Origin of the sequence: uncultured Sulfitobacter sp. (assembly GCF_947500075.1) — a bacterium.
Taxonomy (GTDB): Bacteria; Pseudomonadota; Alphaproteobacteria; order Rhodobacterales; family Rhodobacteraceae; genus Sulfitobacter.
The window spans coordinates 269324-289659 of the sequence record NZ_CANMQS010000006.1; the positions used below are offsets into that span (position 1 = coordinate 269324).

At 58.8% G+C, this 20336-nt stretch carries 16 protein-coding genes and 1 tRNA gene; 5 read left to right on the forward strand and 12 right to left on the reverse strand.

What is annotated here, in order from left to right:
• Window positions 1-20: 20 nt before the first annotated feature.
• On the reverse strand, window positions 21-545 hold the full coding sequence (locus tag Q1A91_RS18975; RefSeq protein WP_299881340.1) for a glutathione peroxidase: 525 nt from the start codon (window positions 543-545) through the stop codon (window positions 21-23).
• Window positions 546-680: 135 nt separating this feature from the next.
• On the opposite strand from Q1A91_RS18975, the gene msrB reads away from it, so the two are divergent.
• Window positions 681-1124 (forward strand): peptide-methionine (R)-S-oxide reductase MsrB, encoded by a 444-nt coding sequence (gene msrB, locus Q1A91_RS18980; protein WP_299881343.1) that lies wholly within the window; start codon window positions 681-683, stop codon window positions 1122-1124.
• The gene (gene msrA, locus Q1A91_RS18985) at window positions 1121-1633 is read left to right on the forward strand and encodes a peptide-methionine (S)-S-oxide reductase MsrA (protein ID WP_299881346.1); all 513 of its coding nucleotides are present in this window, start codon (window positions 1121-1123) and stop codon (window positions 1631-1633) included. Before msrB ends, msrA begins: the two co-directional genes overlap by 4 nt.
• A gap of 45 nt (window positions 1634-1678) precedes the next feature.
• On the opposite strand, the gene Q1A91_RS18990 is transcribed toward msrA, so the two are convergent.
• From Q1A91_RS18990 to Q1A91_RS19040, 11 genes are all read right to left on the reverse strand, one after another.
• A complete protein-coding gene (locus Q1A91_RS18990) occupies window positions 1679-3685 on the reverse strand; it encodes a hydantoinase/oxoprolinase family protein (RefSeq protein ID WP_299881349.1) in 2007 nt (668 codons plus the stop codon).
• Window positions 3686-3724: 39 nt separating this feature from the next.
• Entirely contained in the window at window positions 3725-4765 is a 1041-nt protein-coding gene (queG, locus tag Q1A91_RS18995) for a tRNA epoxyqueuosine(34) reductase QueG (protein WP_299881351.1), read from the reverse strand.
• 70 nt (window positions 4766-4835) lie between these two features.
• Complete coding sequence (locus Q1A91_RS19000) at window positions 4836-5501, reverse strand: glutathione S-transferase family protein (RefSeq protein WP_299881354.1); 666 nt, start codon at window positions 5499-5501, stop codon at window positions 4836-4838.
• Between the two features lie 58 nt (window positions 5502-5559).
• Window positions 5560-6315: a monofunctional biosynthetic peptidoglycan transglycosylase gene (gene mtgA / locus Q1A91_RS19005; RefSeq protein ID WP_299881357.1), complete on the reverse strand. Its 756-nt coding sequence runs from the start codon at window positions 6313-6315 to the stop codon at window positions 5560-5562.
• A 54-nt stretch (window positions 6316-6369) separates the two neighbouring features.
• Complete coding sequence (locus Q1A91_RS19010) at window positions 6370-7287, reverse strand: Hint domain-containing protein (RefSeq protein WP_299881360.1); 918 nt, start codon at window positions 7285-7287, stop codon at window positions 6370-6372.
• Window positions 7288-7422: 135 nt separating this feature from the next.
• Window positions 7423-11952: a glutamate synthase large subunit gene (gene gltB / locus Q1A91_RS19015; RefSeq protein WP_299881363.1), complete on the reverse strand. Its 4530-nt coding sequence runs from the start codon at window positions 11950-11952 to the stop codon at window positions 7423-7425.
• Window positions 11953-11957: 5 nt separating this feature from the next.
• Complete coding sequence (locus tag Q1A91_RS19020) at window positions 11958-12377, reverse strand: GFA family protein (RefSeq protein ID WP_299881366.1); 420 nt, start codon at window positions 12375-12377, stop codon at window positions 11958-11960.
• Window positions 12374-12808: a GFA family protein gene (locus Q1A91_RS19025; RefSeq protein ID WP_299881369.1), complete on the reverse strand. Its 435-nt coding sequence runs from the start codon at window positions 12806-12808 to the stop codon at window positions 12374-12376. The genes Q1A91_RS19020 and Q1A91_RS19025 overlap by 4 nt, the downstream gene beginning before the upstream one ends.
• A 126-nt stretch (window positions 12809-12934) precedes the next feature.
• Window positions 12935-14368, reverse strand: a complete 1434-nt coding sequence (locus tag Q1A91_RS19030) for an NAD(P)-dependent oxidoreductase (protein WP_299881371.1) — start codon at window positions 14366-14368, stop codon at window positions 12935-12937.
• Window positions 14369-14518: 150 nt separating this feature from the next.
• A complete protein-coding gene (locus Q1A91_RS19035; protein WP_299881374.1) occupies window positions 14519-15322 on the reverse strand; it encodes an undecaprenyl-diphosphate phosphatase in 804 nt (267 codons plus the stop codon).
• On the reverse strand, window positions 15322-16308 hold the full coding sequence (locus Q1A91_RS19040; protein WP_299881376.1) for a complex I NDUFA9 subunit family protein: 987 nt from the start codon (window positions 16306-16308) through the stop codon (window positions 15322-15324). Before Q1A91_RS19040 ends, Q1A91_RS19035 begins: the two co-directional genes overlap by 1 nt.
• A 171-nt stretch (window positions 16309-16479) precedes the next feature.
• Between Q1A91_RS19040 and Q1A91_RS19045 the strand changes: the two genes are divergently transcribed.
• The 3 genes from Q1A91_RS19045 to Q1A91_RS19055 all read left to right on the forward strand — a co-directional run bounded on the left by Q1A91_RS19045 (window position 16480) and on the right by Q1A91_RS19055 (window position 20258).
• Window positions 16480-16565 (forward strand) — tRNA-Leu (locus Q1A91_RS19045).
• A 163-nt stretch (window positions 16566-16728) separates the two neighbouring features.
• Window positions 16729-17922: an integrase arm-type DNA-binding domain-containing protein gene (locus Q1A91_RS19050; RefSeq protein ID WP_299881379.1), complete on the forward strand. Its 1194-nt coding sequence runs from the start codon at window positions 16729-16731 to the stop codon at window positions 17920-17922.
• A gap of 464 nt (window positions 17923-18386) precedes the next feature.
• The gene (locus tag Q1A91_RS19055; protein WP_299881382.1) at window positions 18387-20258 is read left to right on the forward strand and encodes a hypothetical protein; all 1872 of its coding nucleotides are present in this window, start codon (window positions 18387-18389) and stop codon (window positions 20256-20258) included.
• The last annotated feature ends 78 nt before the right edge of the window (window positions 20259-20336 follow it).

Below are 20336 nucleotides of genomic sequence, written 5' to 3' on the forward strand. Positions count from 1 at the left end.
ACGCTCCTCCACGCGCCAGTCTAGCTGCCCGCGAGCAATGGCTCAATTGCGCGGATGATGGTCCTTGATCCCGGCTTCACCCGCGAATCCCACGCATCCACCACCGCACCGTCCGGTCCGATGAGCACCTTGTTGAAATTCCAGCGCGGCACAAACCCGGTCTCCGCCTTCACCGCCTTGTAGAAGGGATGCGCCTTTGGCCCCTTCACATGGGTGATATCCGTCATCGGCAAATCCAGACCAAAGTTCACCTCGCAGAATTCCTTCACCTCCGCCGCCGATCCCAGCTCCTGCCGGAAATCATCCGATGGCACCGCCAGCACCACCAACCCACGCGCCTTGTAGGTGTCATACAGCGCCTGCAACCCGGCATATTGCCCGGTAAATCCACATTCCGACGCGGTGTTCACCACCAGCACAGGCTGCCCCGCCCATGTGCTGAAATCATGCTGCCCGCCGTCGATATTGCTGAACACAACATCCCGCGGCGCCGCCCAAGCCGCCACTGCAACAACACTCAAAAAGATCGCAAGAAGATACCGCATCGCTGAACTCCCGTTTCTCCTGATACGAATTTGATCCGCCTCCGGGGCATTTCAAGGCAATGTCGCGCCCGAAACCCTTTGAAATTTCCACATCGGCCCCATCTAATAGAACAACCCAAAACCACGGAGGACCACATGGCCCAATACGAAAAACGCCCCGAAGCAGTGGCGGCCCTCTCTCCCGAAGAATACTACGTCACCCAGGAATCCGGCACCGAACGCCCCGGCACCGGCAAACTCTTGGGCAACAAGGAACCCGGCATCTACGTCGATATCGTCTCAGGCGAGCCTCTTTTTGCCTCCGCCGACAAATATGAAAGCGGCTGCGGCTGGCCCAGCTTCACCAAACCCATCGACAACGTGACCGAACACCGCGATGCCTCCCTCGGCATGGTCCGCGTCGAAGTCCGCTCCAAACACGGCGACAGCCATCTCGGCCACGTGTTCCCCGACGGTCCCGCCGACCGGGGCGGCATGCGCTATTGCATCAATTCCGCCTCCCTCCGCTTCATCCACCGCGATGATATGGAGACCGAAGGCTACGCCAAATACATCGACCAAGTGGAGGACGCAGCATGAGCACGACAGAACGCGCAGTACTGGCCGGAGGATGCTTCTGGGGCATGCAGGATCTGATCCGCAAACGCCCCGGCGTGATCTCCACCCGTGTCGGCTACACCGGCGGCGATGTCCCCAACGCCACCTACCGCAACCACGGCACCCACGCCGAAGGCATCGAGGTGATCTTCGACCCCGCAGTCACATCTTTCCGCGAACAGCTGGAGTTCTTCTTCCAGATCCACGACCCCACGACGCTGAACCGCCAGGGCAACGACCGCGGGATGAGCTACCGTTCCGCCATCTACTACGTGGACGAAGCCCAGAAACAGACCGCGTTAGAGACGATTGCCGACGTCGAAGCCTCCGGCCTCTGGCCCGGCAAAGTGGTGACCGAAGTGGAACCGGTGAGCGATTTCTGGGAAGCCGAGCCGGAGCATCAGGACTACCTCGAACGCATCCCCCACGGCTACACCTGCCACTTCCCCCGCGCGGATTGGGTCCTGCCCAAACGCGCCGCGGCGGAGTAACCGTAGGGTGGGAGCAATCCCACCTTACCCCCAAACCTACAGCAACTACCCCTCCGCGACCCGAGGCCGCCCCACCGCCTCAACCGTGACCGTCGCCTCCACAAACACCTCACGTGCCTCAACCCCTGCCGTCCGCACGTCCCGCACGACAGACACCTGAATGTCCTCCGCCCCCGCTGCCAAAGCCTCCGCCTCGGCCTGCCCGCGCAACACATCCTCCAGCGCCGCCATCGCCGCCTCCGCATCCCCGAAATCGCGTGGCCCCTCGACAAGATGCACCCGGAACACACCATCGCTGGGCGCGGTCACAACACCGCTCTGCCGCATGGTGATCCGCCCGACCACCGCACCAATCGCATTCGCCACACCCGCGTATTCCGGCAGGATCATCTGGCAGCCCAGCTGCGCGCCCACGGCCGGGTAATAACACGCAGCCGAGGCGCCCAGCCCCACAACAGGCACGTCCAGCCCCGTGCGCAACCGCACCAGCCCATCATGCCCCGCCATCCCACGCTGCATCAACACATGCCGCGCCAAGACCTCCGGGGCGGCACCAAACGCGACCTCTTCCTCGGCAAAAGCAGTCTCTAACAAGGCCAATGCGGTCTGATGCGTCAACTGATCGACGATCATCTGCGCCACATCATCTTCCCACGTCGACAGCACCGTACCCGACCCCGTCCGCCGCCGCCCAAACAACAGCAACGCCTTGCGCGCGGCACTTGCATCCCACTCCATCACCCGTCTCAGCACATGGCTCGCATCCGACGGCGTGACGCCTGCCACCTGCACCAACCCGCGATCCACCAGCTTCTTCAACGCACCATGTTCCATCCGGGTCTTCAGCACCGCACCCATCGGCTGCACATTGTCCCCGATCCGCGCCAGAACCTCTGCCTCCCGCGGGCCCAGCCCCTCGGCACGCAACCCCGGCACCGCGCGCACAAACCGCGCGTCATGCTCTCCGGGCGTGGTGCTGCGCAGCTGCGCATCCAACGCCTCATGCACCACCTCCGGCGCTTCTACGGCCACCAAAGACACCGGCAGCACCCGCCGTGGGCCTAACGTCACGCCGCCTTGCAACCCTTCGGCCACAAAATGCACCTCACTGTCCCCGCCCAGACCCGTGGTCCGCATCGCCACCGCTTCAACCATCGTCCGGTACGGCCCGACCTGCGCGCCTGCGGGGTCAATCTTGGGCCGCCCGTCGCGCAGCACCGCCACATCGGTCGTTGTCCCGCCAATGTCACTGACCAGCGCCAGATCCGCCCCCGTCAACCACCGCGCGCCCACGATCGACGCCGCAGGCCCGCTCAGGATCGTCTCGATCGGCCGTTCCCGCGCCTGCGCCGCCGAAATCAGCGCTCCATCCCCCCGCACCACCATCATCGGTGCCGTAATCCCGACATCACGCAACACGCCTTCGGCCCGCCCGATCAGCCGGTCAATCATCCCGATCAACCGCGCATTCAACACCGCCGTCATCGCCCGCTTGGGGCCATTCAGCTTGGCCGACAACTGATGCGACGCCGACACCGGCCGCCCCGTGATCTCCGCCACCAAAGCCGCCGCGCGCAGCTCATGCGCAGGGTTCCGCGTGGCAAACTGGCTGGCCACGGCAAAGCCGCTCACATCATGCTTATGTGTCTCTAAAAAGGCGATGATGGCATCTTCATCCAGCGCTGCCGCCTCCCCTCCCGCATGGGTATGCCCCCCGGCAACCACCAGACAGGGGTCGCCCTTCAGCGCATCCGCCAATCCATGCACCTCAACATCGCGCGCCTTGAACCCGATGAAGATCAGCGCCACGCGCCCGCCCTGCCCTTCAACCAGCGCATTGGTTGCCAGCGTCGTCGACAGCGACGCCAGCACAATCTGCTCGGCAGGGATCCCGCTCAGCGCCAGCACCTCACCCACCGCATTGCCCACGCCAATCGCCAGATCCTCCCGCGTGGTCAGCGCCTTGGCCGACGCGAGGATATCCACCTCGTCCCGGATCAACACCGCATCGGTATAGGTCCCGCCCGTATCGACGCCCAACAGCACTGCCATCTGAAAATCCCTCACTTTGACGGTGCAAGGTCTACCGTGTCAGCCGCCCGCGTCCAGCCCGTTTAAACGCGCCACCGCCCAGCGCGCCGCATCCGCCACAGCCGTATCCGCATCCTCCGCCAAGGCTTGCGCCACCGGCCGCAAGGCAGGCCGCCCGGAATTGCCAATCGCATAAAGCACATTGCGCACAAACCGGTCCCGCCCGATCCGCTTGACCGGCGCCCCGGAAAACCGCGCCCGAAACGCCGCATCGTCCAGCCCGGCCAATTCCGCCAGATCCGCCGCGTCAACATGCGGCCCGTGATAGCGCATGTCGCTCGCCGCCACGGCAAATTTGTTCCACGGACAGATCGCCAGACAATCATCGCAGCCATAAATCCGGTTGCCCATCAGCGCCCGCAAAGCTTCGTCCACCGGGCCCTTATGCTCAATCGTCAGATAGGAAATGCACCGCCGCGCATCCAACCGGTAGGGTGCGGGAAAGGCATCCGTCGGGCAGATGTCCTGACAGGCCGTGCAGGACCCGCAATGATCCACTTCCGGCGCATCCGGCGTCAGGTCCAGCGTGGTAAAAACAGACCCTAAAAAGGCCCAATTGCCCCAATCGCGGCTCAGCACATTGGTGTGCTTTCCCTGCCAGCCCAGCCCTGACGCCTGCGCCAAAGCCTTCTCCGGCACCGGTGCAGTATCCACGAAAACCTTCACCTCACAGGGTTCCTGTTCAATCAGCCACCGCGCCAGCCGTTTGAGCCGTTTCTTGACGATGTCATGGTAATCGCGGCCCTGCGCATAAACGGAAATCGCGGCCTTCTCCGGATGCTCCAACACCGCCAACGGATCATGCTTGGGCGCGTAACTCTCCGCCAGCATGATCACCGACCGCGCTTCGGGCCACAGCGCCGCCGGGTTGCCGCGCCATTCCATGCGCTCCGCCATCCAGCCCATCTGCCCGTGAAAACCGTCTCTGACAAAGGCTTCCAGCCGCGCTGGCACCTCCGGCACATCCCACGGCCTGCACAGCCGACATGCAACAAATCCCTCCGCCTGCGCCTGACGCACCAACCGTGCTTTCAGATCCATGCTCTTTTTGGCCTTAAATATCCTGGAACAATCCCCACCTCATATCCAACAGCGCAAACCGGACGCAGCATCAGAAATCCAGATCATTGTAATGCCGCGGCGGGGGAAAGCCGGACACCTGATCCGCCAGCAGCGACCGGAACGCCGGGCGGGACTTGATCTTGGCATACCAGTCCTTCACCCCCTCATTGCGGTTCCAATCCACATCCGAGATGTAATCCAGCGCCGACAAATGCGCTGCTGCCGCGAAATCCGCAAGCGTCATCACATCCCCCGCCAGCCAGCGTCGATGGTCCAGCAGCCACGCCATGTAATCCAGATGATACTTGATCGCCTTGGCCCCGGCTTTGACATTGGTGCTGTCCGGATAGCCCGCTTTCATCACCTTCTTGTTCACCCGCTCATAGAGCAGCTTGGAGGTCACCTCCTGATGAAACTTGTCGTCAAACCAGCTGACCAGCCTGCGCACTTCCAGCCGCTCTGCGGGGTCCTTGGGCAGCAGGCTCGGCTCGGGTCGTGTCTCTTCGATGTATTCGCAAATCGCCGTGCTCTCTGCCATGACGATCCCGTCCAGCCGCAAAACAGGCACTTTCCCCGCCGGGTTGCGCCGCATGAAATCGGGGTCTTCTTCCCAGTATTTCTCCTCCACCAGTTCCACCTCGATCTTCTTTTCGGCAAGGCTCAAACGAACCTTGCGGCAAAAGGGAGAGAGAGGGACATGAAACAAGCGGGCCATGACGTGCGTCCAGACTAAAAGAGCGGGTTCCCTTCCATGCCCCTAAAACAGGTGGTTTTCAACTCTGGAAACAATCCGCCCGGCCGTCTCTGCCGATTGTCGCTGCCCCGTCGCGCACCTGCCGGGCGCGTTTGCGCACAAAACTGCTGGGTTGGGAGGCAGAGCGTTTCTTGGGACTGGGCAGGATCGCTGCAAGCCGTGCGGCTTGCGTGGCATTCAGCTCCGCTGCCGATACACCGAAGTAATGGCGCGCGGCGGCTTCCACACCAAAGACACCTTCGTCAAACTCCGCGATGTTCAGATACACTTCCAATATCCGCCGCTTGGTCCAGACAGCCTCCACCAGCGGCGTAAGCATCGCCTCCATCGCCTTGCGCACCCAACTGCGCCCCTGCCAGAGATAGACGTTCTTCACCGTCTGCTGCGAAATCGTCGAAGCGCCCCGCGAAGACCCCTCCTCAATCGCCTTGCGGATCGCGACCATGTCGAACCCCCAATGCGCGCAATAATTCGCATCCTCCGCCGCCACGGCAGAGCGCGCCATCACGGGGGCAATCTGCGCCATCGGCACCCAGGTCTGTTTGACCGGGCCCAGCCGCGTGCCTTCGGAATACATGTAGACATTGGTCGGCGGGTTCACGAAAGCGCCCAAAACGACCAACCCCGCAACCACCAGAAACGCCACTGCCACGCTGCGCCACAACCACCGCCGCAACCGCTGCGCGAAGCTGACACCGGGCAGCGCCTTGCGCGACCGGGTTTTGGGCGCCTTGGCGGGTTTGGAAGGTTTCGATGTCGAACGCGAACGGGCCATCACCCTCGTATAGGGGTCAGATGGCGACTTGTGAACGCCCAAGCCCGCCATGACTTAACAGACCAATACCGCCGCTTCTGTTCGTCCAAGAACCGGACGCACAAACGGCATCCGATCGACAGCCAGTGCTTTATGCTTGGGGAACAGCCTTGCCAATTCGGCAACGGCATCGCTCTGCGCGCCTGTCTCCAGATGCGCCGGGTAACAGCTTTCTGACGGAACGCCCTGCCCAAAAACCATCTGATGTTGATCAAACAGCAAATGAATGTACCGCACCATACCGCCGCCCACTTGCCGAATGGTATCGCCATTCACCAGATGGACTGCCGCAACCAGCACCTCTTCCTGACCATAGAAAAACTCGGCCCGCCAGCCACTGATAAGCACCCGATGCTGCGGAGACACCACAAGCGGCGCGTCGTTTCCAATCGCGCCTTTGGTAAAATGCACCGGCGCCAGATGGCCCGCTGCGCGGAATGTACCATCCAGGATCATCCGAATGGGCTGGGCGCCTGCATCCACGGTCTGAACCAGATCACCCTCCGCAAGCGTCTCTATCGCGCGGGGGCCATCTGGTGTCCCGATCATCATGCCAGGCGTGAAACAGGTCGGCCCGAAATCCGTCACCGGTGTTTCGGTCGCTGTCGTGACAAAGGTTGAACTGACAAAGGTCCCGTCCTGCAACACCTGCCCGTCCGTGGGCGTGAAAACAGGCGGGTCGCCATTGACGAAATAGAACGTCACCCCGGTATAGGTCACATCCCCCACACCCGGCACGTTCACGGTGATGGTATCGCCCTGCCAGACCTGCCCAACCTCATTGCCGCCCCAGGTATCTCCGGAGTTTGTGCGGATATCGCCATCATCATCCTCGTCGATGAATTCTTCGCGAATGAACGTCAGCGGCGTGCCGAACCCAGGCGGGTTGCCTGGGTCTATGACAAAGAACTGATCTGAAACTGCCGTGGGCATCGCGAGACCTTGATTGACGAACAATCAGGGTATTGATGATCAATTGGTTCGATTTACGGCAAAACTTGTATCAATTGGGGCAGGTAGTCGCCCGGAAGTGCACCTGACCGGGTTGTCCCCGGTCAGGTCATTGCGTCACTCCGCCGGAACGGCAGTTTCCTCATCACTCAACGGCGCTTGCAGATGGGGCAACATCTCTTTCGGGCAGATTTGCAAGAAGCTGTGCTTTTCACTGTCCCAATGCTGCATGATCTCCGCAGCCTTGCGGCTCCCGGTCTCTGCCAGATGCTGCTCGATCAGCGTTTCCAACTCATCCAGCCAATGGGCGTGGGTCACCGGGCAGGTCACAACCGTTTCCTTGTTCATCAAGGACATCGCCACCCCCTCAGGATCATAGAGATACGCCATCCCCCCCGTCATCCCGGCGGCAAAGTTCGCGCCGATGCTGCCAAGGATCACAGCCACACCACCGGTCATATACTCACACCCGTTGCTGCCGCAGCCCTCGATCACCACCTTCGCGCCGGAGTTCCGAACGGCAAACCGCTCCCCTGCGCGCCCGGCGGCGAACAGGTAGCCGTCCGTTGCGCCATAAAGAACCGTGTTGCCGATGATGGTATTCTCCGCCGCGACAATCGGGCTGGCCATCGGCGGCCGCACGACAATCGTGCCCCCCGACAGACCCTTGCCCACATAGTCATTGGCGTCACCCGACACTTCCAGCTTCAAACCCGGTGCCGCAAAGGCGCCCAGCGATTGCCCGGCAGACCCCGTCAGCTTCACCGTCAAATGGTTCGGCTGCAACGAATTGCGCATCCCGAACCGTTTCACGATATGGCTGGAAATCCGCGTGCCAACGGTCCGGTGCGTGTTCTGCACCGCATAGCCCAACTGCATCTTCTCCCCGTCTTCAAGGAACCGATGCGCATCCTGCACGATCTGTGCATCCAGCGTATCAGGCACCACGTTGCGCGGCTTGTTGCGGTCATAAACCGTCTCTCGCGCACCATCGACAGTGATCAGCAGCGGGTTCAGATCCAGATCATCCAGATGCGCGGACCCGCGCGACACCTGCGTCAGCAGATCCGCCCGCCCGACCACCTCATCCAGACTACGCGCCCCGATGGAAGCAAGGATTTCCCGCACCTCAGTGGCATAGAAGGTAATCAGGTTGACCACCTTGTCCGCGTTCCCGGTGAACTTCTCCCGCAGGCTTTCGTCCTGCGTACAGACACCAACGGGACAGGTATTGCTCTGGCACTGACGCACCATGATGCAGCCCATGGCGATCAACGCCGCCGTGCCGATCCCGTATTCCTCCGCACCCAGCATCGCCGCCATGACAATGTCACGCCCGGTGCGCAAACCACCGTCCGTGCGCAGCGTCACCCGGTCCCGCAGGTTGTTCATGCTCAGAACCTGATGCGCCTCAGTCAGGCCCATCTCCCACGGTAGACCCGCATATTTGATCGACGTCGCCGGAGACGCCCCCGTGCCACCGTTGTGACCCGAGATCAGAATGATGTCCGCCTTCGCCTTCGCCACACCCGCCGCAATCGTTCCCACACCGGAGGATGCAACCAGTTTCACCGTCACCTTGCAGCGTGGATTGATCTGTTTCAGGTCATAGATCAGCTGCGCGAGGTCTTCGATGGAGTAGATATCATGGTGCGGCGGCGGAGAGATCAGCGTCACCCCCTTCGTGGAGTGCCGCAGCCGCGCGATCAGGTCCGTGACCTTCATCCCCGGCAACTGCCCGCCTTCACCCGGCTTGGCACCCTGCGCAACCTTGATCTCCAGCTCTTCACACTGGTTCAGATACTCTGCCGTGACGCCAAAACGCCCCGACGCGACCTGCTTGATCTTCGCACTTGGGTTATCCCCATTCGGCTCCGGCACGAAATGCGCGGGATCTTCCCCGCCTTCACCACTGTCCGACTTCGCCCCGATCCGGTTCATCGCCACGTTCAACGTCTTGTGCGCCTCCGGGCTCAACGCGCCCAGGCTCATCCCCGGCGTCACAAACCGCTTCCGGATGGCGGTAATGCTCTCCACCTCTTCCAGCGCAATCGCCTTGCCCAGCGGCTTGATGTCCAGCAAATCGCGCAGATGAATAGGCGGGTTCGACTGCATCTTGGCCGAATACTGCTTCCACATGTCATAAGACGCCCGGTTGCAGGCCATCTGCATCATGTGCATCGACGAGGCTTCCCACGCGTGGGTCTCTCCTGACTGCCGCGCCTTGTAGAAACCGCCGATCGGCATCACCACATCATCACCGCGCCAGCCCTTGGCATGCACCTCTTCCGCCTTGCGCTGAATGCCGGTGACACCAATGCCCGAAATCCGGCTGGTCATGCCGGGGAAATACTCCGCGCACATCGCGCGGCTCAGGCCCACAGCTTCAAAGTTCAGCCCACCACGGTACGAGGAAATCACCGAAATCCCCATCTTCGCCATGATCTTGAGCAGACCCTGATCAATCGCCTCACGATAGCGCTGAATCGCCTGTGTTAGGGTCACATCCAGCAGCCCGCGCTGGATCCGGTCATTCAGTGAATCCTCCGCCAGATAGGCGTTCACCACCGTCGCGCCGCAGCCGATCAGCACTGCAAAGTAATGCGGGTCCACACATTCCGCCGACCGCACGTTCAGCGAACAGAACGTGCGCAAGCCATTGCGCGTCAGATGCGAATGCACCGCACTCGTCGCAAGGATCATCGGCATCGCGACCTTGCCATCCGCGCTCATATGATCCGTCAGCACGATATGCCCCGCGCCGGACCGCACAGCATCCTCCGCTTCGGCTCTGATACGGGCCAATTCGGCATTCAGGTCCCCCCCGGCAGGGAAGGTACAATCAATCGTCACCACGTCCGAATTGAAGTGCTTGAACAGCTCATCAAACTGCGCATTGCCCACAAACGGGCTGTCCAGCACCAGAATCTCCGTCTGGCTACTGTCCTCATCCAGCACGTTCTTGAGGTTCCCGAACCGCGTCTTCAGGCTCATCACCCGGAACTCCCGCAGGCTGTCAATCGGCGGGTTCGTCACCTGGCTAAAGTTCTGCCGGAAGAAATGGCTCAACGGCCGGTACTGCTTGGACAGCACCGCCGACGGCGTATCGTCCCCCATCGACGCCAGCGTTTCCTTCCCGTCCTCCGCCATCGGCGCCAGGATCTGCTCCAGTTCCTCAATCGAATAGCCCGCCGCCACCTGACGCCTGCGCAATTCGTTGCCTTCAAACAGCGGCGCTTCCTCTACCGCGGCCAGCGGCTCATCCAACTCGACAATCTTGCCAACCCATTCGCCAAATGGCAGGGCGGCAGACATCTTGTCCTTCAACTCCTGATCGTGCAGCAGGATGCCTTTCTTCATATGCACCCCGATCATCTGACCGGGGCCCAGCGCACCCTTCTCCACCACATTCGCCTCATCCAGCGGCACCATGCCCGCCTCGGACCCCGCGATCAGCATCCCGTCACCCGTCACCACATAGCGCATGGGCCGCAGCCCGTTCCGGTCCAGCCCGGCACAAACCCAGCGCCCGTCGGTCATCGCCAAAGCGGCAGGCCCATCCCAGGGCTCCATCACGGAGTTGCAATAGGAATACATGTCCCGCCAGGGCTGCGGCAGTTCCACCGCCTGCTTGGACCACGACTCCGGCACCAGCATGGTCTTCGCCATCGGGGCCGACCGCCCCGCGCGCACCAGAACCTCAAAAACAGAGTCTAATGCAGCCGAATCCGACGATCCCGCCGCTACAATCGGCTTGATGTCCTCGGCCATATCGCCAAAGGCCGAGGACGCCATGCGGATCTCATGGCTCTTCATCCAGTTCATGTTGCCCTTGAGGGTGTTGATCTCCCCGTTATGGGCGAGCATCCGGAACGGCTGCGCCAGCCACCACTGCGGGAAGGTGTTGGTGGAATACCGCTGGTGATAAATCGCAAAGGCGCTTTCAAACCGGTCGTCCTGCAAATCGGGATAGAACTCCGCCACCTGCTCGGCCAGCATCATGCCTTTGTAGATAATCGACCGGCACGACATCGACGCAATATACAGCGTCGGCACCTGTGCCGCGATCGCCGCTTTCTCGATCCGCCGCCGGATCACATAAAGCTCTCGCTCAAACGTGTCCTCATCCACGCCCTTGGAGTTGGAGATCAGGATCTGCTCAATCTCGGGCCGGGTCGCATTCGCCTTCTCCCCCAGCATGGAGATATCGACCGGCACATGCCGCCAGCCGTAAATGTAATACCCCATGCGCAGCACTTCCGTCTCCACGATGGTCCGGCAAATCTCCTGCGCGCCGAAATCCGTGCGCGGCAGAAACACCTGCCCCACGGCCAGCAGTTCATCGGTCTTGGGATGATGCCCCGTACGCCGCACCTGATCGTAGAAGAAATTCGCAGGGATCTGCACATGGATGCCCGCGCCGTCACCGGTCTTGCCGTCCGCATCCACCGCACCCCGGTGCCAGATCGCCTTCAGCGCCTTGATGCCGTTTTCCACAACCGACCGGCTGCGTGTCCCGTCGATGTTCACCACCAAACCAACCCCGCAAGAGGAATGCTCCTCCTCCGGCGCGTACAAACCCGTCTCGGCCATCATCGCCCGTTTGGCTTCTTCGCGCGCTACCCATGCGTCATCATATTTGGTCATTGGGTTTACTCCTCAGCTGGCGCAAACAGCGCGATTGTCTCTGTCGTGGTCATTTTGCGGTGATCGCCCGCAATGGCGTATCCCTGCGGGCACTGATCGGCGAAAAACTCCACCTTCAGCACCCCGCCGCCCGCGTTGGGAAACAGCCCCGCCGCAAGGTTCTTGGCATCGTCGTGTTTCGTCCCATACCAAAGCGTCGATCCACAGGTGCCGCAGAACGCGCGGGTCGCCCAGTCAGATGAATCGTAGACCTTGACCGGGCCTTCAACCGTGATGCTCCCCGGCACCGTCTCAAGGGAAAAGAACGCGCCTGACGTGTGCTGCCGACACATGTCGCAATGACAGGCACGCAAACGCGGGTTGTCCACTTCTGCGGTGATCTGAACCGCACCGCACAGGCATTGGCCGTTGATTTTCTTTGTCATGACGGTTCCTTCACAAAGGGATGTCTGGCCTCGTATTCGGCCTTGCTCACCCGTTCCACATCGCCGGCCAACGCATAGCCGTCCGGGTGCCGGTCGGCATAGACGATCCGCACCAGCTTCGCGCCGCCCGCGTTCTCGAACAGCCCCGGCGCCAACTCGAAATACCCCGCATCCGGCCCTTCGGGATACCGGAACCACACAGCAGACCCGCAGGTGTCACACCATGCCCGCTCCCCGATAGCCGAAGACCGATGCGTCTTCACGGGTCCTGTGATCTTGACCCGCTCCTGCGGCACCCCGATGCCCATCTGAACAGAACCGCTCCACCGCGTGCACATCTCGCAATGGCAGGCGGAAATGTCGCCCAACGGACCGGTCACCGTGACACGGCATGCACCACACAGGCAGTGGCCCTTGATCTCTTCAGACATTTTTAACGTCCTCCGGCATTTGCATCAGTGTCTCTGACCTAACGAGTTACTGTTTGGTAAAGGGAGCGTGCGTTAACGGTGTACAGGTTGTGTACAGCCTGTGTACGGGCCGTGCCCCCCTCGTGCTCACTCCGCCGCCACCGAAGCGGCAGCGTTGAACCCCTCCAAAATCGCCTCTGCGCAGTCCCGGCCATCCTTGATCGCCCAGACCACCAAAGACGCACCGCGCACGATGTCACCCACAGCATAAACGCCATCGGCTTCGGTCCGGCCCGATACGTATTCGGCTTTGATCGTGCCCCAGCGGTTGACCGGCAGATCAGGGCAATCCCACAGCGTCGGCAGGTCTTCGGCCTCGAAACCCAGCGCCATGATCACCAGATCCGCGTCCTCGACATAATCCGCGCCGTCAATCACCTCCGGTGCCTGACGCCCCGTGGCATCAGGTGCGCCCAGACGCATCTTCTGCACCATCACACCGCTTATCGGATCACCGGTGAACCCTTTGGGCGCGCTCAGCCACTCAAAGACCACGCCTTCTTCCTCGGCGTTCTGCACTTCGCGCTGGCTGCCCGGCATATTCGCCCGGTCACGGCGGTACAGACACTTCACGCTTGTCGCCCCCTGCCGCACGGATGTCCGCACACAATCCATCGCAGTGTCACCACCGCCGATGACCACAACGCGCTTGCCATCGGCATTCAGGCTGCCATCGTCAAAGGCGGGCACATCATCGCCAAAACTTTTCTTGTTGCTGACGGTCAGGAAATCAATCGCCCGCACCAGCCCCTGCGCACCCACGCCGGGGGCCTGCAAGTCCCTGCTTTTATAGACACCTGTGGCGATAATCACCGCATCATGCGCCTCGCGGATCGCCTCGAAGGAGATGTCTTCGCCGACGTTGCAGTTCAGCTTGAAGGTCACCCCGCCCTGCTCAAGCTGTTCATTGCGCCGCATCACCACGTCTTTCTCCAGCTTGAAGCCGGGAATGCCATAGGTCAGCAACCCGCCTGCGCGGTCGTAGCGGTCATACACCGTGACCTGCACCCCCTGCCGCCGCAGCACATCCGCCGCCGCCAGCCCGCCGGGACCTGCACCAATGATGCCCACGCTTTCGGTGCGCTCCGCTGCGGGTTTGATCGGCTTGACCCAGCCTTCTTCCCACGCCGTATCGGTAATGTACTTCTCCACCGACCCGATGGTCACAGTGCCATGGCCCGACTGCTCAATCACGCAATTGCCTTCGCACAGACGGTCCTGCGGGCAGATGCGGCCACAGATCTCCGGGAAGGTGTTCGTCGCCTGTGACAGTTCATAGGCTTCCTGCAACCGCCCCTCCGCCGTCAGACGCAGCCAATCGGGGATATTGTTGTGCAGCGGGCAGTGCGACTGACAATACGGCACGCCACACTGACTACAGCGCGCGGCCTGCTCCTTGGCCTTGGCGTCAGCGTACTCTGCGTAAATCTCTTTGAAGTCTTCCCGGCGTAAATCAGGGGGACGCTTCTCGGGCATATCCCGCTCGATGTTCACAAATTTCAGCATCGGCTGCTTTGCCATGGTACTGTTCTCCCGAAAGACACTCGAATGCCCCCAGTAAACCAGTTCGCGAGGATATTAAAGTCAGTATTGCTGACCTAAATACCAGAAATTTGAAGTATGGCCAGACTATGCCGCACACATTGGGTGATTTATAGGTCCGATACGGACCTAACCGACCATCAACGCCACCAAGGCCACGCCGCCCACAACGATTCGCCACCATCCAAACAGCGCGTAACCATGCTTGCTCACATAGTCCAAAAGCCACCGCACCACGAATACAGCTGAGATAAAGGCCATCACAAAGCCCACCGCAATCTCCCCCATCGCGGAGGCATCCAGCACGTCACGGTTCTGGTAAAGATCATAGGCAAACGCCCCCGCCATCGTCGGCATCGACAGAAAGAAGGAGAACTCCGCCGCCGCCCGTTTCCCCACTCCAAGAAGCAGCGCACCAACAATCGTGGAGCCTGATCGGGAGGTGCCGGGAATCATCGCAAGGCATTGAATAAACCCGATCTTCACAGCCACCGATATCGGCAACCGCATGGCATCTACATGCCGTGGCTCGGGTGCAATCCGCTCCACCAGCAACAGCACGATACCGCCCAGTATCAACATGATGGCAATCAGCATCGGCGTCTCAAACAACACCGTCTTGATGAACCCATGGGCCATCACACCAATGACAACAGCAGGCAAAAACGCCAGCAGCACCGACCAGATAAACCGTCGCGCCTGCGGATCATTCGGCGCGGCCGCAAACACTGCCCACAGCCTGCCTGCATAGATCGTCAGGATCGCCAGCACCGCGCCCAGCTGGATCACCACTTCAAACGTGCGGCCCGCACTTTCAAATCCCAGAAAATGCCCCGCCAACAACAGATGCCCGGTGGACGACACCGGGATGAACTCCGTCAGCCCTTCCAACAAACCGAGAAAGGCAGCAACCAACGTGGTCGAGGCGTCCATTACCCGTTGCGCAGGTTCTGTGCGGATTGTTTGATCGCGTCATACTGGCCCGAGGGGCGGAAACGCCACAGATAGTCCGGCAGCACTGATTCCATCGACGTCGGCGCGATACCCAGATCACCAAAGGTCTTCACGCCGTCACCCACCACATTGTCGTGGCGCAGGTTCTTGAGCTGGTCGCGCGTGATCATGCCGTTGGGGATCAGACCAAAGGAAATCGCCTGCACCATGTCAAAGCCAAACGCCATGATCCGTGCGATCCACATCGGCATGTTCAGGATCACCCGCCGCCGCATGATCACATCCAGCATCCGCTGCATAAGCCCCCGGAATGTCTCAACTTCCGGTCCGCCCAGCTCGTAAGTACCACCTTCGGCCGCACCCGTAACACCCATCTCAGCCGCCGCGGCAACATCATCCACATAGACCGGCTGGAACCGCGTCTTGCCACCGACAACCGGCAGAAACGGGCTCATCCGGGTCATGCCCGCAAAGCGGTTAAAGAACTGATCTTCCGGCCCAAAAACGATGGAGGGGCGCAGGATCATCGCATCCGGCATGTACTTGAGCACACCCGCTTCCCCTTCCCCCTTGCTGGAAGAATAGTCGCTGTCCGCGTCCATATCCGCCCCGATGGCCGAGACATGGACCATCCGCGCAACACCATTTTCCGCAGCCAACCCCGCAATCCGTGTGGCCCCTTCGGCCTGCACCGCATCAAACCTGTTCTTCCCGGCTTCCGCCAGAATGCCAACGCAGTTCACCACAGCCTCCGCCCCCTGCATCGCCGCCGCGACAGAGGCGTCATCCCGCACATTGCACAGGACCGGCTCCACCTGCCCGACAACGCCGTAGGGACGCACAAACAGCGCCTCATTCGGCCGCCGCACCGCGACGCGCACACGCCAGCCCGCCTTTGCCATACGCCGGGCAATATACCGGCCGACAAAGCCGGAACCGCCATAGATCGTTACCAGTTTGGACATAGTGGAAATCCTCATGCGCCTTGGGCTCGCTTCCCGTTGATGTACCTCTCTGACCCGCGCCAAACAAGCGCAATTGCGCCTTGGCGCCTCAAGTCAGGGGGAGTCACCCCATTTTAGCGCGAATATGCAATTGACACCCGGCAACGGCCCGCTTAAATGCAGCCCTCACGTGCCCAGGTGGCGGAATGGTAGACGCGCTAGCTTCAGGTGCTAGTACTGGCAACGGTGTGGAGGTTCGAGTCCTCTCCTGGGCACCAATTTATCCGAACATAGATGACCTTAAGAGCTCAAAATCATTGAGTTTTTAATCGCTTTCAAGTATCAATCTGAACATAGCGGAACACTCGATACCCCCGAAAAACTAGTCATTGGGGGTATCTTTGGGGGTACTCTACCCCAAGCGTGAGGTTGATACCCCCAATGCCCCTAACGGACCTGAAAATCAGAAAAGCTACGAATCGGGATAAACCGTACAAACTAGCCGACGGCAACGGACTATTCCTGCTGATAAAACCAAATGGGTCAAAGCTCTGGCAACAGAAGTACCGCCACTTTGGCAAAGAGCGGCTTCTGTCTCATGGACCGTACCCAGATGTAACTCTGGCACAGGCGCGGCAGAAACGAGATGAGGCCCGCGCATTGCTGGCAGGAGGAGGTGATCCCTCTGTTCAGAAGCGGCTTGATCAAATTGAAGCCAAGACTCAGGCCCGAACGACTTTTATCTTGGTTGCTGAGGAATACCTTCAACAAGCGATTGATCGAGAACTCGCAGAAGCCACGATGCGCAAAAAGATCTGGCATGTGCATACCTTGGCTGCAGCCCTGCACCACCGACCAATCAATGAGATTACCTCTGCTGAGGTTTTGCACCTGTTGAAGAAGGTTGAACACAGTGGGCGGCGAGAGACTGCCAAGAAACTGCGTGGGACCCTTTCTGCAGTCTTTCGCTTGGCTATCGTGACACTGCGAGCGGAGAACGATCCTACGCAAGCGATCAAAGGGGCACTGCTGCCAGTTAAGGCGACCAACCGCGCTGCTATCACTGACGAGAAGGTGTTTGGGCAGTTCTTGCGTGACCTGGACGCATACACTGGCGCTGGCGTGATCAAAGACGCCCTACTATTCCAGATTCTCACCATGACCCGACCAGGAGAGGTTCGCGGCGCAAAGCAACGAGAGTTCGATCTTGAGGCTGCTACCTGGACTATTCCCGCTGAACGCATGAAGATGCGGCGTGATCATGTGGTGCCACTGTCTACCCAAGCGCTAGAACTAGTTCATCGCAACTGGATCGACGTCGAAGGCGTGGAACTGATTTTTCCTTCGCTAAACTCTAACCGTAAGTGGTTGTCTGAAAACGCCTTTAACTCAGCAATGCGCCGAATGGGGTACTCAAAGGAGGAAGTAACGGCTCACGGCTTCCGCGCGACGGCCAGCACTATCTTGAACACACATGGGTTTGATGCTGATGTGATTGAGGCAGCACTGGCACATCAAGATCAAAATGCTATCAGACGCACCTACAACCGCGCGACCTACTGGAACAAACGGGTTAGCTTGATGCAAGCTTGGGCCGTTCTCAGTTCTCGCCTCAAAGCGAAAAACGGTACCTGAAATTTTTCGTTTCGGCAGCCATCTGAAGGGTTGGAAATTCTCGTTCATGGAGTTCAGTTCCGCACAATACTCTATCTAAATTAAAAGGTTAGCTGCACAAATTTATTCCTCTTGCCCGCCATAGGCTCAGGGTTCACCAACCAGTAAGAATTTGAAGCACAACTCTACCCTAAACTGAAACTTCCGACCTTATGTGGATTGCTTCCTTAGGGTCAAACTGTAGGAAAATGTCGTCTTACGTTTCTTTAGGCGATGAAAAATAGACCTGATTAACCAATACCGTCTTTGGAAGCCTTCGCGTTTCTACCAATCTGGAGGCAGCATGGCGTACCGACCCCTTAACTACCTCTGTGCGAGAACCTTGCTGACCATGGCTCAGCAAAAACCTTGACAGGCTATGAGGTACAGGTGCCAAATATAAATCTTAAACACTCCTGTTATTACAGAATTTTAGGATTTCAATTATGTCACGGCTATTTCTCTTAGCAGCGATAGGATCATACCTATTTCTGCCCAATCTCCAAGTAGCGGCCACGACGATTGAATTGACAGTGTCGGGAGAAGTGACGGGAGTCTCACGTGGTCTCGTTCAGCGTCCTCCGTTCGGTTTTGTAATCCCTACGGACGACGTCGCAGGCCCAGGAAATGTCGCTCTAGATGACGCTGTTGAGCTTCGGTTCCGCTTCGATCCTGACGCTTTAGATAACACGGCGCTAAGCACTGTACGAATCGGTGGTTCAGAGTGGCAGTTTCAAGGGGAAGTTCTTCGCATTGTGGAAAACGATCGTGGTTTTGGTGGAGACAAATCTGATCAGTTTGGAGTTAGCGGAGGATCTAGTGCGGGAACTAATTATGTCTTAACAAGCTCAGGAACTGAAGATTCGCTCACCCCAAACCTACAACATAGGTTCAGCTTTTCCATCTCAGAGCATGGTACTTTCTCTGACCCCTCCCAACTATTGACAGAGAGCTCTTTCCCACTGTCTTCGTCTGATGTGACAGTCTCCAACACAACCAATGGTATAGGCAACATTACAGGGTTTGCCAAAAATCCTGAAAGAGACTTCGCTTCATATGGCGCGTTTCCTTACGTTGGAGAGGGCTACTCTGTCGATTTTTCGATCAATCCACAATCACTTAGTATACGCGATACTGATGATCCAGAAAACGGAGGAAATCTCAACCCTCCGCAATCGGCTGGAATTGATGTGTATAGTGGCTTGCTGATTGAGGCAAATCAGTTCGATGCTTCAAGACCGACAGTAGTCGCGACTCATGGGTGGCAGCGCGACGTGGTTCAAATCGATTTCCTAGCCGGTGTCTTGGACGGGCCGATAACTCGAAGATTTTCTGCGTTAGCACCAAATGAAGTATTTGAAACTGTTGATTTTAGTGCTGAAATAAGTGCCGCTCTGTTAGAAAAGATTGGCGATGACGCCAACATCTTGATTTATGCTTGGCCTGAAGCTTCTACTGGGGTGCAAGGTGCAGCCTATCTTGCTGGTGGCGGCCTGACTCGTATTGGAGATGATCTAGGCAGTAGTTTGTTGGAGAGATTAGGGGTCGGATACAATAAAGATCTCCAATTCATCGGTCATAGCTTCGGCACAGGCGTAAACGCCCGAGCTGTACAAATTCTTAATAACAGTGGTGTCGAAACTACACAATTTACGATGCTTGATGCTCCAACAGATCCCGTCTCTGAATTTGAAGCCCTTCGGCTCGATCCGCTGAATTTCGCCTCACTTCCCGATACCGTTGAACGGGTAGAGAACTACTATGGTACTGCGGACGGAATTGGCGGCGCATTTGGTAAACCTTTATTCTTAGGGGAAGATTATTCGCTTCACGGCCTTGATCATTCTGAAGTCTGGAAAGAGTATGTGCGAACTATCTTAGATCCAAGTGAAGAAACAGGTGGGTTTTTCTATTCAGTTCTTCTAGATGAAGGTGGATATCGCCCAACAGTATCTACTTATCAACGCATGCAACCAATCGTAGATCTTACCTTTGAGAAGTTTAATCGTTTTGAAAATGCAAATTCAACAAGCGATGGACAATTCGAGCTAATTGAAGGTTCAGATGCATACGCTACATTTTTGTTAGATTTGCCTAATGAAGCTTCAATTCTATCATTTGAGTTGGAGTTTTTAAGCGTTGCCCAGTATGATTGGCTCGAAGTTTTTTGGGAACAGACCAGCCTTTTCTCGAGCCTTGCGACGATGGCGCCCGAAGGCAGCTATACACTAGCTCTCAATATGGAAAGGTTTGCAGGGCAGACTGGTGAGCTATCGTTTTTACTTTCTGATAACAGCGACGCAGATACCTCGCTTTGACCCTCCCCCACTGAATTGGTCCTCCGCTATGTTTAGGAAAACGGAGGAGACACATGGCCAACAAGCGACCAAAGCCGG

Excerpts from the sequence above, each read along its gene's own strand:
- Q1A91_RS19055 (WP_299881382.1), top strand. The coding sequence starts at position 18,387 with ATGTCACGGCTATTTCTCTTAGCAGCGATAGGATCATACCTATTTCTG.
- Q1A91_RS19000 (WP_299881354.1), bottom strand. The coding sequence starts at position 5,501 with ATGGCCCGCTTGTTTCATGTCCCTCTCTCTCCCTTTTGCCGCAAGGTT.
- msrB (WP_299881343.1), top strand. The coding sequence starts at position 681 with ATGGCCCAATACGAAAAACGCCCCGAAGCAGTGGCGGCCCTCTCTCCC.
- mtgA (WP_299881357.1), bottom strand. The coding sequence starts at position 6,315 with ATGGCCCGTTCGCGTTCGACATCGAAACCTTCCAAACCCGCCAAGGCG.
- Q1A91_RS18975 (WP_299881340.1), bottom strand. The coding sequence starts at position 545 with ATGCGGTATCTTCTTGCGATCTTTTTGAGTGTTGTTGCAGTGGCGGCT.
- Q1A91_RS19035 (WP_299881374.1), bottom strand. The coding sequence starts at position 15,322 with ATGGACGCCTCGACCACGTTGGTTGCTGCCTTTCTCGGTTTGTTGGAA.
- Q1A91_RS19010 (WP_299881360.1), bottom strand. The coding sequence starts at position 7,287 with ATGCCCACGGCAGTTTCAGATCAGTTCTTTGTCATAGACCCAGGCAAC.
- Q1A91_RS19040 (WP_299881376.1), bottom strand. The coding sequence starts at position 16,308 with ATGTCCAAACTGGTAACGATCTATGGCGGTTCCGGCTTTGTCGGCCGG.
- Q1A91_RS19025 (WP_299881369.1), bottom strand. The coding sequence starts at position 12,808 with ATGTCTGAAGAGATCAAGGGCCACTGCCTGTGTGGTGCATGCCGTGTC.
- queG (WP_299881351.1), bottom strand. The coding sequence starts at position 4,765 with ATGGATCTGAAAGCACGGTTGGTGCGTCAGGCGCAGGCGGAGGGATTT.
- Q1A91_RS19050 (WP_299881379.1), top strand. The coding sequence starts at position 16,729 with ATGCCCCTAACGGACCTGAAAATCAGAAAAGCTACGAATCGGGATAAA.
- Q1A91_RS18990 (WP_299881349.1), bottom strand. The coding sequence starts at position 3,685 with ATGGCAGTGCTGTTGGGCGTCGATACGGGCGGGACCTATACCGATGCG.
- gltB (WP_299881363.1), bottom strand. The coding sequence starts at position 11,952 with ATGACCAAATATGATGACGCATGGGTAGCGCGCGAAGAAGCCAAACGG.
- Q1A91_RS19030 (WP_299881371.1), bottom strand. The coding sequence starts at position 14,368 with ATGGCAAAGCAGCCGATGCTGAAATTTGTGAACATCGAGCGGGATATG.
- Q1A91_RS19020 (WP_299881366.1), bottom strand. The coding sequence starts at position 12,377 with ATGACAAAGAAAATCAACGGCCAATGCCTGTGCGGTGCGGTTCAGATC.
- msrA (WP_299881346.1), top strand. The coding sequence starts at position 1,121 with ATGAGCACGACAGAACGCGCAGTACTGGCCGGAGGATGCTTCTGGGGC.